Genomic DNA, 12,791 nt, shown 5'->3' with positions numbered 1-12,791 from the left:
GGCTCCTGCGGCGTGCGCGGACCGGTGGCTCAGTGCTCCTTGGGCGTCCAGTAGTCCAGCAGGGTGCCCACCCCCGGTTCGAGGGACTTCCACGATCCGGTGAAGGAGACGACGGCCAGCGCGGCGGTCGGGAAGCCCGTACGGGTCATCCGTGTCAGGGTGTCGCCCTCGGCGCGCCCGGAGAGGGTGTCGGCGAGGGCGTGCATGGCGGGGTTGTGGCCGATGAGCACGACGTCGGCCACCTCGTCGGGGGTCTCGTTCAGCAGCGCGATGAGCTCGCCCGGCGAGGCCTCGTACAGCCTGTCCTCGTACACGGTCCTCGGCCGGGCCGGCAGTTCCTGGACGGCGAGCTTCCACGTCTCCCGGGTGCGGACGGCGGTGGAGCAGAGGGCCAGGTCGAAGGTGATGCCGGTCTCGGCGAGCTTCAGTCCCACGGCCGGCGCGTCCTTGCGGCCGCGTTCCGCCAGCGGGCGGTCGTGGTCGGACACGTCGGGCCAGTCGGCCTTGGCGTGCCGGAGGAGGGCGATCCTGTGGGGTGTGTCGGCGCTCATGGCTCCCAGCTTCGCACGAAACGAGCCACGGGGCGCAGGGTGTTGGGGGGCCGTCCCCCTGCCGTGGGGCGTGTCCGGCGCATGCGGGTCAGCCGACGGCGCGCAGCAGCTGCCGGCTGACCTGGACCAGTGCGGAGGGCTCGCCGGGGGCGGCGTGCGCCTGCGCGGAGCCGGCGAGGAGGAGCAGGAGGAGGCCGAAGGCGAGCGCGGGCAGGGCCAGCGTCCACCAGTGCAGGCGGGCGTCGCGGCCGAAGGCGCGGGGAGCGGGTGTGGGGGCCGGCATGGCCGCCTCCTGGGGTGTGCGGGTGGGACGGGCTCGCTGCCTCGAATCTATGGATCCGAGGGTGCGGTTCCCATCGGGGGCACACCCCAGCCGACCCTGAAACGGGCCCCCTAGGGGGTGGTGGGGTTATCCCCACCCTCCCCGTGGGCCCCCGGTGTCAGGGGGAGGCGATGGTCGCGACGACGGAGATGACCACGGTCACGATGAGCATCGCGCCGAGCACGAGGCCCAGCTTCTTGTGGCCGTTCTGGGGGTTGGGTTCGAGTACGGGCGACATGCCGTTCAGTCTCGCATGCCGCATTCGTCCTCGATCGTGCGGTCCCGGCCCGCCAGGACGCCGAGGGCGATCTGGGGGACGAGCAGGCCGGCCATCAGGGCGAGCGGCAGGTCCCAGCCGCCGCTGTGCTGGTAGAGGGTGCCGATGACCAGGGGTCCGGGGATGGAGATGAGGTAGCCGGTGCTCTGGGCGAAGGCGGAGAGCCGCACGACCCCGGCCGGGGACTTGGCGCGCAGCCCGATCATGGTGATGACCAGGGGGAAGGCGCAGTTGGAGATGCCGAGCAGCAGGGCCCAGGCCCAGGCTCCGCCGGCGGGGGCGAGGTAGAGCCCGAGGTAGCCGGCGAGTCCGAAGACGCCGAGGACGGCGGCGATGGGGCCCTGGTGGCGCATCCGGCCGGCGAGGCCGGGGATGACGAAGGCCAGGGGGACGCCCATGACCATGGTGACGGCGAGCAGGACGCCGGCGGTGGAGGCGGAGACGCCGGCGTCGCGGAAGATCTGCGGGAGCCAGCCCATGGTGACGTAGGCGCCGGTGGCCTGGAGGCCGAAGTAGCAGGCCAGGGCCCAGGCGGTGCGGCTGCGGACGACGGAGGGCCCGGCGTCCGCGGCCCGGGCCGCGGGCGCGGCGGCCTTCTCGCGGCGGCTCGCGGCGGCGACGGGAAGCCACGGCAGTACGGCGGCCGCGGCGAGGGCCGCCCAGACCAGCAGGCCGGTGCGCCAGCTGCCGCCGAGGGCGTCGGTCAGCGGGACGGTCGCGGCGGCGGCGAGGGAGGTGCCGGCGGCCAGGGCCATGGAGTAGAGGCCGGTCATGGTGCCGACCCGGTCGGGGAAGTAGCGCTTGACGATCACCGGGAGCAGCACGTTGGTCAGGGCGATGCCGGCGAGGGACAGGGCGCTGGCGGCGAGGAAGCCGGCGGCGGCGTCCGCGAAGGGGCGGATCAGCAGGCCCGCGGCGACGGCCGCCATGCCGGCGCAGACGACGGCGGCCGGGCCGAAGCGGCGGGAGAGCCGGGGCGCGGTGACGCCGAACACGGCGAAGCAGAGGGCGGGGACGGAGGTGATGAGCCCGGCGACGGTGCCGCTCATGTGGAGGCCGGTGCGGGCCTCCTCGAAGAGGGCGCCGAGGCTGGTGATGGCGGGTCGCAGGTTGAGGGCGGCCAGCACGATCCCGACGACGAGCACCGGACCCAGCCACGTGGGGGCGGCGTCGGCGGGGGCGGGCCGGGCGGCGGAGCCGCGCTCGACCGCCGGGCGGTTCATGGTCTGGATGTCTTCGTCCTGCATCCCACCATCATAGAATCATGGGATGATTGGTTGTCCAGTCTTGCCCGGTCTCGTCCGGTCGACCCCGAGGGGATCCCACCCGCCATGCCGCTGACCTCGCCCCGGCGCTCCGCCCTCGTCGATCAGGTGATCGCCCAGCTGCGGAACCAGATCACCTCCGGCGAGTGGCCGGTCGGCAGCCGCATCCCCACCGAGCCCGAGCTGGTGGAGCTGCTGGGCGTCGCCCGCAACACCGTGCGGGAGGCGGTCCGCGCCCTGGCGCACAACGGCCTCCTGGACATCCGCCAGGGTTCGGGTACGTACGTGCTCGCCACCAGCGAGCTGGCCGGGGTGATGCACCGGCGCTTCGCGGGGGCCGACCCCCGGCACATCGCGGAGCTGCGCTCGACGCTGGAGTCCTCGGGAGCCCGGCTGGCGGCGGAGCGGCGCACCGAGCGGGACCTCGTCCAGCTGGACGCGCTGCTGGCGCGGCGCGAGGAGGCGTGGGAGAGCGGGGACGCGGAGCGGTTCGTGGCGGCGGACGTCAGCCTGCACATGGCGGTGGTGACGGCCTCGCACAACGAGGTGCTGATCGAGCTGTACGCGGACCTCGGCGACCTGGTGGCCGACTGGCTGCGGGCTGACGTCGGCACGGAGCTGGATCCGGCGGACCACCTGGACCACGCCCGGCTGATCGCGGCGATCCGGCGCGGGGACGCGGACGCGGCGGCGGTGGAGGCGGCGGGCTACCCCTTCGTGTGCCTGGGCGGGGGATCGGCGTAGGGGCTCCCGCCGTCAGGGAGTGCGCTGGTGGCTCACCCAGGCCGTGCGGACCTCCTTCCAGCAGCGGCCGGTGAGCTTGGTGCGGCCGGCCGGGTCCAGGGGGACGAGGTCGCCGTCGCCGTCCACGTCCCACCAGCGCTCGCACTCGACGTGGAGCCGGAGCAGGTCGGTCGCGGGGTAGCCGTTGTGGCAGGACGCCACCACCGTCGAGCCGGTGATCGCGGTGTCGCAGTCGGAGCCGAAGAGTTCCTCGGGGAGCGGGGCGGGCCGTACGGGTGGCTCGCCGGGGATGTCGGCGTAGTCCACGGTGGCGGGGGCCGCGGCTTCGGGACCGGGCGCGGGCTCCCCCGCGCCGGGGTGGGCGACGGCCCCAGGGCCCAGGAGGCCGGTCAGCACCACTGAGGTGACCAGCAGCGATACCGCTCGGCTCGGCCTCGCGCGCATGCCCGTACCTCCTCCCCGAAACGCCGGGAAGATCCCGACTTGGTCATTTTGCAGGCATCGGTCACGGTTTTCGACTCGGGAAGATCCGGTCGGACGCCGGACATCCGATCGAACGGGGCCCCGTGAAGGCGCTCCGGAGGGCGCCGCGGCACACGCAAACGGCGGTGGCCGCGCCTTCCCGAGGGGGAAGGCGCGGCCACCGCCGTACTACAGGGAGATCCGGGGATCAGGCACCCATCGCGTGCAGGCCGCCGTCCACGTGGACGATCTCGCCGGTGGTCTTGGGGAACCAGTCTGACAGCAGGGCCACGACGCCCCGGCCCGCCGGCTCCGGGTCGCTCATGTCCCACTCCAGCATGGAGCGGTGGTTCCAGGTGTCCGCCAGGTCGGAGAAGCCCGGGATGGACTTCGCGGCCATCGAACCGAGCGGACCGGCCGAGACCAGGTTGCAGCGGATGTTCTCCTTGCCCAGGTCACGGGCGAGGTAGCGGCTGGTGGCCTCCAGGGCGGCCTTGGCCGGGCCCATCCAGTCGTACTGCGGCCAGGCGAACTGCGCGTCGAAGGTGAGGCCGACGACGGCCGCGCCCTCCGCCGGGAACAGCGGCTTGCAGGCCATGGTCAGCGACTTCAGCGAGAACGCCGAGACGTGCATGGCGGTGGCCACCGACTCGAACGGCGTGTTCAGGAAGTTGCCGCCGAGGGCGTCCTGCGGGGCGAAGCCGATGGAGTGGACGACGCCGTCGAGGCCGCCGAGCTCGTCACGGACCAGCTGCTCCAGACGGGCCAGGTGCTCGTCGTTGGTGACGTCGAGCTCGATCACCTTGACCGGCTTGGGCAGCTTCTTGGCGATGCGCTCGGTCAGCGTCGGCCGCGGCCACGCCGTGAGGATGACCTCGGCGCCCTGCTGCTGGGCCAGCTTGGCGGTGTGGAAAGCGATGGACGACTCCATCAGCACCCCGGTGATGAGGATGCGCTTGCCCTCGAGAATTCCACTCATGGTGATCAGTGACCCATGCCCAATCCGCCGTCAACGGGAATGACGGCTCCGGTGATGTACGCGGCGTCGTCGGACGCCAGGAAGCGGACGGCTGCCGCGATCTCCTCGGGCCGCGCGTAGCGGGCCAGCGGCACCTGGGCCACGATGCCCGCGCGCTGCTCGTCGGTGAGCACCTTCGTCATGTCGGTGTCCACGAAGCCGGGGGCGACCACGTTGAAGGTGATGTTGCGGGAGCCCAGCTCTCGGGCGAGGGAGCGGGCGAAGCCCACCAGCGCGGCCTTGGAGGCGGCGTAGTTCGCCTGGCCGGCCGAGCCCAGCAGGCCCACGACCGAGGAGATCAGGACGACGCGGCCCTTCTTGGCGCGGAGCATGCCGCGGTTGGCGCGCTTGACGACCCGGAAGGTGCCGGTGAGGTTGGTGTCGACGACGGACGCGAAGTCCTCCTCCGACATGCGCATCAGCAGCGTGTCCTTGGTGATGCCGGCGTTGGCCACCAGCACCTCGACGTTGCCGTGCTTCTCCTCGATCTCCTTGTAGGCCTGCTCCACCTGCTCGGAGTCGGTGATGTCGCAGCGCACCGCCAGCACGCCGAGCGAGGCGAGCTCCTGCGGGGGCTCGCCCGAACGGTACGTGATGGCGACCTTGTCGCCGGCCTCTGCGAAGGCTCGGGCGATGGCGAGGCCGATGCCCCGGTTTCCTCCGGTGACGAGAACCGAGCGGCTCAACGGATCACCCTTTCCCTAGCGGTCTCAATGGCAAAAACCTATAGCCCGGGCAGGGCATACGGAGAATCGGGCTCCGACAGGGCCTCACCACCCGCTCTGTCGAGTCCCTACAGAAGCGGTGTGGTTCAAGGCCTCCTGCGGTCGGCCTTCGACAGCTCGCCGCACAGTTCCCGCAGCCGTACGTCACGCAGTACACCGCGATGCGCGAGCGTGTTCCGGCTGCTCACAAGGAGTCTCAGCAAGCCCGCATCCTCTATGGGCAAGGCGAGGGTTCCCTCTATATGGGCGGAAAGCAGCCGCCCCACCTCCCATTCCAGGAAGGCCTGCTCCGGATGATCCCGCAGATAGCCCTGCGGGGGCCGAACCCGCGGATCGAAGACAACCGCCTCGACCGGCCGAGTGAGATGGGCCATGGCCCGCGTCGCGAGGCGGGCCCGAGCATCCTCTATCCAAGGGAGGACCACACGCTGCTGCGCCTGGGACACCAGTGCGTCGAGCCGGGCTCGGGCCTGACCCCGGGGCCCCGCATGCCAGGCCGACGGGTGCATGCGCAGCCGCCCCTCCCACGCGGCCACTGCCCCTGTGGCCCATGCCTCCCGCAGCCGGACATCGGGTTTGCGTCGGGCGCCCGTTTGCGTAAGTCCTCGCGGCCAGTCCTCGGCCGCGGGGCCGGGCCCGTCCGCCAGTGCCGAACCCAAGGCGTCGAGCAGCGTGTGGTCCGCCCCATCCCAGACGTCCGCGAGGCGCTGGGCCAGCGCGACGTCCGGCCCGGCGACCTCCACGACGGTCTCGGCGCGGACCGCTCGCACGATCCGGTCCCGCAAGGCGTCACTGTCCCGTCGCACCAGCGCGCGGGTGCCACTCGTACGCGATGTGATCGACACCATAATGTCCGAGCGCCCCACAGTGCCCCACCACCAGCGCACGGAGGTGTTCGCTCCGTCCAGTCCCAGTTCGTCGGGAAGCGCAGCCGGCAGATCCCGAAGCCGGGCCACGACGAACAGCAGCGGACGCTCACTCGGCGGCAGCCCAGCTTCCTTGACTGCGGCCGCCAGCGCATGGAAAAGCCGCTGGATCCCGCCACCGCGGCCGACGGAGGTGTCCCCCTCGGCCCAAGCCCGGATGCCGACGACGAGCCGCCGTGCGTGCTCGTCAGCGACCAGATGGGGAAGTGCCCGGTCTGCTTCGACCGACAGCTCCTTGCCTATGCGGGTCAGGAGACTCGAGGCCGGACCGCTGTCGCTGGGGGTTTCGCGCAGCCCGCCGCCCGCATGTGACGGTGTCGGCCAGCCAAGGTCGAAGCCGTCGTCATAGCCCTCCAGGTACGGCAGGTCATCGCCCGGCCAGAGCTCGGCGGGCCCGGCTACGGAAGGGCCTGCCGAGCTCTCAGTGCCGTCGACCGGGTCCGGCTCCGCCACCGGGACGTCGAGCACCCTCGACGAGGCGAACAGAGCCTCTGCATACAAGCGGTCGGCGTGCCCCTCGTCTACCAGATGGTCCGGAAGCAGCCATAGGCAATTCTGCCCCGATGATCGTTCCGCTGCGATGTCGTGGAGCTGCCCTCGCACCCCGGGGAGATCGGTGAGATGCCAACCCCGAGGCCCGCGCGTTGGCATCTCACCGCTCCCTGGAGGCCCAGGACCGGATAGCCCGGTAGGTGACTGGCTCCACTGCGAATCCCCCCTCGGTCTCGTCGAGGAGGCCGAGGTGGTCGAGTCTGGCCAGCCAGCTCTCCGTTTCCGTGGAGGAGAGCTCCACCGCCGCTTCGACGTCATCCCGAGGCAGTCCCTGGCCCTCCTCCACGTAGGCCGTCCACGCGGCGGCAAGCTCCAGGTCCCTCGGGGCGAGCCCGGACTGCCTGAGATGATGCTCGACGTTGGTGGGCTTCTCGATGAGCAGCCTGATCCGTTCGAGGGCGCTGTCGAGCGTCGCACCGTGCTGAGCCACGTCAGCCACCGCGACCTCCGCCCAATGAGGCCAGCCGCCCGTCGCAGCGACGAGCCGGGCCCTGTCCTCGCGGGCCACGAACGGACACTCCGACCAGGCGCGCAGAGCGTCCGTCGTCCAACGGTCAGGGCTGAGCACCCGCACGGAGAGTTCCTCGCCCTGGCCGCCGCCCAGCACCTCACCCACTTGGGCGGCATCCGCGAGCACAACGACCGATCGGTTCTCCTTGCCGCCGCTGCGCCTTTCGGCATGCGGAACCAGCTTCTCCGCGGCGGGGCCGGCATGCTTCACGAACGACCGGAGCGTCTCGCGCAGCTCTTCGGCAGAGGCTCCGCGGAGGTCGGCCGTGAGGAGGTGCGCCTTGCGCTGACCCCGGAGCGTCTTGCCGAGATCTCCGCCCCGCACATGCTTGAGGACCTCCACACCGCGCGACTGCGCAAAGACCTCAGTGGCCTTCAGTACCTGGCCGGGGCGGTGCAGCTCGGTGACACCCACCACGCTGACCCCGGGCTGGGCAGCCTCGTGCAATTGCCCCTCCGTCAGCGGGCTGTAGCGCTGGATCTGCTGCGGATCTCGGCCGAGGATGCGCCGGGCCGACCTGGGGTTGTAGTCATAGGGAAGAGTGAACTCGGTTTCCTGCAGTTCGAGTTCGAGCTCTTCGCGGGTGCCCAGCATGTTGACCACATTGGGACTCCGAACGGCGAACCTGGAGTGGTCCCCGAGCTGGTACAGCAGCCCGAGCCCCACCATCTCCGTCAGGAAGATCTGCACCTGTTTCACCCCAAGGGGCTCGAAACCCGCAGGCCACGCCTCACGCGCCAGCTGCAGCAGTTCTCGGGGCGTGTAGTCACCTCGGTACCCGTCCTCCAGGCTGCGCAGGGCGATCACCAGGGCGAGTACCCGGTACCGATCCTCGAGATTGATGGTGAACCTGAGCCGCTCAGCGATCCGTCTGCGCACCGTCTCCGATGCCGCCACCTGCTGCACGTCGGCCTCGGTGATGCGCACCGGTCCGTCCGCGAAGTCGTAGGGACGGGCATGCAGGGTCTCCACCAATTCCCGGCAGAAGATCTGCACGAGGTTGGCCTGGTAGTTGGTGATGGCGAGGATGCGCCAGACCAGTTCGGGCCTCTCAAAGGTGTAGCCGAGTGCGGCCATCGGCTCTGTGACGAGGCGAATGGCCGCCGCCTGCATGAGGGGACCCACCAGCACGTCCGGTCCGCCGTGGACGGTGGACACATTGGAGAGGTGGCCGAATCGCTGAACCTGGTGGAGGCCAGCGAACACGATCTTGAAGCGTCGTTCGGTCTGCTCCATGAGCCGCTGGAACTGCATGACGTTCGGAAAGGTCGATTCGCTGCCCAGCTTGTACGCCCGCCGCGAGTCGGTGTTGAGGAACGAGTCCGCCTCGTCGGCCAGTACGAGCAGCCGTCGGCTCTCGTCCGCGTCCAGCCATTCTCTGATGCGCTTGACGACGATCTCGGGACCTGCGCGGTCGGACATCCGGTTGTCGAAGACGTTCTCCCTCTTCAGGGCCTCGACCAGCCGGCTCCAGATCTGCTCAGGCGCCTCCGCGTGTCCTATCTCGGCCTTGAGTAGATCGAGGTAGACCGCGACGTTCTCCTCTCGCCTGCTCGGGAAGATCTCCGCGACGCGCCGCAACAGAGCCGACTTGCCCAGCTGCCGGCCTCCGTAGAGGAACATGCCGCTGTCGCGACCCATCACCTCGCCCATCTCCTTGTCCCGCCCGTAGAACACCTCCTGCGGGACGAGACCAGCGACGAAGGGGGTATAGGGGTTGTACGCGGCCCAAGGCAGCGTTACTCGCTGGAGCGAGCGGAAGGACCCCGGCGCGCGGACTGCCATCCAGCCCAGCACGGCCGGGTCGACGACCAGCGCCTGCTGGGCGTTCTTGCGTGCCGCGACCGCCAGCCCCCGGCGCCCCTCCACCCCGAGCGGATGCAGGTAGAGGACGATGTTCGCACCGACGTCCGCGTCCTCCAGGTGCGCCAGCGGACCGTCCGCGGGCTGCTCCTCCCAGACCAGCATGACCGTGTAGGACGTCGCACGTGAGCCGAGCGCCGCAACGTAGCCGGGCCGCTCCGCGACCCTGGCCTTGGCTCGGAACCTACGCATCCCGTGGCCCCGCATCAGCTGCTCGGAGTTCAGCTGGCTGCTTGTCATTTCCAGGCCCAGGAGCCTCAACACCTGCAGGATGTGCTGCTGCCAGTGGCTGGTACGGCCCGGCTGAGTACACAGGGCCTTCCATGACTCCAGTCCCGCCCTGGCCGCCTGGGTGCGCGAGGCGTCGTCCGCCGCGCCGAACCGGTCCGCCCACCACGTGGCGTCCACACCGTCGCCGCCGGCCTTCGGCACTCCGGGCCCCACAAGTCCCGCTACGAATTCCGCGAGCTCGGAACCGTCGTCCTCAGGCCGCTCCGGCAGCGCCTGTCGGCTCGTCGCAAGGGCGAGGAATTCCTGGGCCGTGACGGTATCGCCCTCCTCGATAAGCCGGGCGATCCGCTCGTGGTCCTCGACGGTGAGCTGAATGTCCGGATCGGTGCGGAGACGTGCGAGATCCTGGCGAAGCCTGTTCGTGGACTCGTTGACCAGAGCCTTGAGCTCGGTTTCCAGGCCTTCGAGGGAGTCCAGCGCAAGTCGGTAGCGACCCGACTCCTCACCGTCCGCAAACTCTTGCAAGCGGCCGGTGAAGTCCCGTTCGATGTCAGGCGCGAGGTTCAGATTCAGGGTTCGGATCTCCGCCAGCAAGCCAGCGGCGGAACGGTGCTTGTCGGCGAGTCTCCTGCGCCAGTCATCGTACGACTGGGCGCAACGGCGGGCCGCCCCCTCGACCCATTCGGGGTGGGGCGAGCCGTAGGCCGACGGGTCCTTTTCCACAGCCATGACGAGGGCCTTGGCGAGGTGGAGGTCGCCCAGTTCGGTGTAGCGAGACAGTGCCGTCTCCACGTCGGCGGAGCCGAGCAGCCCGGCCATCAGGCGCGCGGTCCGGGGGTCGCCGAGCGTGGGGCGGCCCGAAGCGTCACGCGGCAGGTCCGGAAGACCGAGCAGACAGTCGTCCGGCGGGATGGTGCCCCCGTCCACCCGCAGCCGTTCAGCGCCACCCTCGCGGTTCGGCAAGTCGCCGGACAACCACCCACGCAGCACTCCGAGGGCAGCCCCTCCGACCCCGGGCAGAGGCCCCTCACCACGCAGCTCCCGCAGCGCAGCGGCCAGGCCGGTCACCCCCGGCTCGCTACCGAGGACGGGGCGCGAGGCGGCGCTCGCGGCCTCCGCCTTCATGACGATTTCCCCCACGACCCTGCAGATGCCGAGCAGCTGGCGAAACGCGCCCGCCGTGATCGGCTCTTTGGCCTGCTTCGGGGTGCGGAACTGTGCGTCCGTCTCCTCGATGAGGCTGCGGACCGCTCCCTCCCGCAGCAGCTGGTCGCCCAGCGCTCGGAAGTCGGCACCGCCCCCGCCCTGCTCGGCCCATTGGATGACACTGTTCAGCGCCTCGCGCAGTCGACCGGACGGGCCCAACAGGTACTTGAGGACCTGGGATGCCCTCTGGTACTGGGTCTTGCGGTGCGGCAGGTCGTCGAGGAGGCGACGGGCGGTCTTGCCGATTTCCTCCCGGCTGCTGTGCTCCTGCTGGCCCTCATCGGCCTGGAGCGCGCCCGGAACGAACGTGCGGCCGTTGCGAACGGCGGCGACCAGGACATTGAGCAGTTCCTGCCAAGGGGCGGTAAGCCCAGAGGGCATGCTGAAACCGCTGACCAGGGGATGCGCCCAACGAGCCGTGAGACCCGTTCGCAGCGCCGCTGCCAAGGCCACGAGATACGCCTCGCGGTCTTGCGCGGCGAGATCGGAGTCGAAGTCGTGGGCGATCTGCACGGGGGTGGCGTCCGCCACGGAGATGCAGGCGTACGCGGCAACCGTGAAGGCAAGAGCCTGTGAGCGGGAGGCGGGCTCGTCAGAAGCCGCCGTCATCCAATACGCCTCTGCCATGCGACCGTCCCTCATCAGACGTGCCACAGGTGAGGACTCACCCGTTTCCCAAGGCGCGCGCGGGTCCCAATCGGGCTTGCCGATCCCGTCGGGCCACCACCCCTCTGCCGGTTCCGTCTCGAGGCCGAGCGTCGACGGGGCACCGGTCGGCGCCCCATCCGCAATGTCGCCGGATTCGGCCGACGGGCGGACTTCGAACGCCTCGGAACCCTGCTCCTCCTCGATGGGGCAGTCCGTCACATCGATCTCGGCCCCCCGCCCCACGGCGAGAGCCGTCGGCGGCTGCACCTCCGCTGCGCCAGCCGGCCGCGCGTCCTCACCGCCAATCTCCGTGAGGGCTGCTGCTTCGGCGTCGGCTTCGGATGACAGGTTCTCCGCTTCCGGGGGCTCCGCTCTGAGCCCCCCGTCCGTACCACTCACCTCGCTCCCGTCGACCTCGCCCGCGTCTTCGGCGGCCCAGTCCTGGGCCGACGCGCCTCCATGGGTGGGCTCTGGGGGGGTCGGCTTCTCCGCACCGGCTTCCTGGGACACCACGGCCGCTTCCAGGCCCGCTATCTCACCCTGGACGCTCTCGAGTAGTCCCCGGAGGCTGGCCGCCTCCTCCTCGCCCTCCGCCATGTCCAGCAGATCTACGTACGACTGCGCCTTGCGACGCAGTGTCGCCAGGCGCTCAGCCCGATTGTCGGCCAGGCGCTTCAGCTCGGCCTCAATTTCCGCGTATCCCTGATCGGCAGGCCACGCGCAGCCCACCGTGGACAGTCGCCTCGCCAGATCCTCGCGGGCGGCACACCACGCGGCGACGCTCGCGGCCAGATCCTCGGGCCTACTGACGACGCGCCCTGCTTCCACCTGGTCGGCGGCTGGACGCAGCATGGAAGCCAACTGGCCACCCAGCGTTTTAAGTGCTTCGAGGGCCTCCTCGGATGTCGGCAACATGCCTGCTCCCTCGCTCTCGTCCGCGCTTCCATCGATCACATCCGAGTCGGCCTCGGCCGCGAAAGCACGACCGACCTCGCGGGCGTCCCTCGGCGGTTGCCGGTCCGCCGCGACCCGCAGCTCGTCCTGATGCTCCGCGGCCATGGCGGCGATCGGGGGGTCCCCGGCCTCCGCGGTCAATAGGCCGTACAAGGCGCAGCGCGCGATGGGAGGTGGCAGAACGGCGAGCATCGCGGTCAGCTGCGCAGGGGTGGGATCAGCCAGCACGTCCTTCGTGAAGTGGTACTCACGCTCCAACATCCTCGCAGCCCAGCCCAGCCCGCAGGAAGCCATGCGGGCGAGCTGCGCGTGATGCGCCATCGTCAGCCAGACCCGCGTGGCCCGGACCTCGCGCCTGGCCGGGGAAGCCGACTCCGATCCCACTCGGTGCACACACGCCTTACTGCGCAGGCAGTGATGTCGTGTCAGGAGCAACCGGACCTCAGACTCCGTCAGAGAGGTTGCCCAAGACCGGAGTTCGCCAGCCCACGCATGCATGGGTAGATCATCTCACCCTCCTCTCGCGAGGTCTACGA

10 protein-coding genes are annotated in these 12,791 nt (G+C 70.4%); 1 reads left to right on the top strand and 9 read right to left on the bottom strand.

Translation table 11 applies throughout. The features are described from left to right. Window positions 1-29: 29 nt before the first annotated feature. From AB0D45_RS13200 to AB0D45_RS13185, 4 genes are all read right to left on the bottom strand, one after another. On the bottom strand, window positions 30-551 hold the full coding sequence (locus AB0D45_RS13200) for a histidine phosphatase family protein (RefSeq protein WP_362458007.1): 522 nt from the start codon (window positions 549-551) through the stop codon (window positions 30-32). 88 nt (window positions 552-639) lie between these two features. Then, window positions 640-834 carry a hypothetical protein gene (locus tag AB0D45_RS13195; RefSeq protein ID WP_362458004.1) on the bottom strand — a complete coding sequence of 65 codons (195 nt, stop codon included), beginning with the start codon at window positions 832-834 and terminating at the stop codon, window positions 640-642. 157 nt (window positions 835-991) lie between these two features. Then, window positions 992-1,111 (bottom strand): SGM_5486 family transporter-associated protein, encoded by a 120-nt coding sequence (locus tag AB0D45_RS13190; RefSeq protein ID WP_361607094.1) that lies wholly within the window; start codon window positions 1,109-1,111, stop codon window positions 992-994. A 5-nt stretch (window positions 1,112-1,116) separates the two neighbouring features. Beyond that, a complete protein-coding gene (locus AB0D45_RS13185) occupies window positions 1,117-2,397 on the bottom strand; it encodes an MFS transporter (RefSeq protein ID WP_362458001.1) in 1,281 nt (426 codons plus the stop codon). A gap of 84 nt (window positions 2,398-2,481) precedes the next feature. On the opposite strand from AB0D45_RS13185, the gene AB0D45_RS13180 reads away from it, so the two are divergent. Beyond that, the gene (locus tag AB0D45_RS13180; RefSeq protein ID WP_362457998.1) at window positions 2,482-3,159 is read left to right on the top strand and encodes a FadR/GntR family transcriptional regulator; all 678 of its coding nucleotides are present in this window, start codon (window positions 2,482-2,484) and stop codon (window positions 3,157-3,159) included. 12 nt (window positions 3,160-3,171) lie between these two features. Here AB0D45_RS13180 and AB0D45_RS13175 read toward each other — a convergent pair whose 3' ends face one another. The 5 genes from AB0D45_RS13175 to AB0D45_RS13155 all read right to left on the bottom strand — a co-directional run bounded on the left by AB0D45_RS13175 (window position 3,172) and on the right by AB0D45_RS13155 (window position 12,516). Then, window positions 3,172-3,603 carry a hypothetical protein gene (locus tag AB0D45_RS13175; protein ID WP_362457995.1) on the bottom strand — a complete coding sequence of 144 codons (432 nt, stop codon included), beginning with the start codon at window positions 3,601-3,603 and terminating at the stop codon, window positions 3,172-3,174. A gap of 226 nt (window positions 3,604-3,829) precedes the next feature. Continuing rightward, window positions 3,830-4,600 (bottom strand): enoyl-ACP reductase FabI, encoded by a 771-nt coding sequence (gene fabI, locus AB0D45_RS13170; RefSeq protein ID WP_361610519.1) that lies wholly within the window; start codon window positions 4,598-4,600, stop codon window positions 3,830-3,832. Between the two features lie 5 nt (window positions 4,601-4,605). After that, window positions 4,606-5,325 carry a 3-oxoacyl-[acyl-carrier-protein] reductase gene (gene fabG / locus AB0D45_RS13165; RefSeq protein WP_362457992.1) on the bottom strand — a complete coding sequence of 240 codons (720 nt, stop codon included), beginning with the start codon at window positions 5,323-5,325 and terminating at the stop codon, window positions 4,606-4,608. Window positions 5,326-5,450: 125 nt separating this feature from the next. Next, window positions 5,451-6,758: a hypothetical protein gene (locus AB0D45_RS13160; RefSeq protein ID WP_362457989.1), complete on the bottom strand. Its 1,308-nt coding sequence runs from the start codon at window positions 6,756-6,758 to the stop codon at window positions 5,451-5,453. 184 nt (window positions 6,759-6,942) lie between these two features. Next, window positions 6,943-12,516, bottom strand: a complete 5,574-nt coding sequence (locus AB0D45_RS13155; RefSeq protein ID WP_362457986.1) for a hypothetical protein — start codon at window positions 12,514-12,516, stop codon at window positions 6,943-6,945. Window positions 12,517-12,791 lie beyond the last annotated feature (275 nt).

It is taken from the genome of Streptomyces sp. NPDC048352 (assembly GCF_040651895.1).
In the GTDB taxonomy this organism is placed as follows: domain Bacteria; phylum Actinomycetota; class Actinomycetes; order Streptomycetales; family Streptomycetaceae; genus Streptomyces.
The sequence above is the reverse complement of the archived record's forward strand: the minus strand, read 5'-3'. Positions and strand labels throughout refer to the sequence as shown.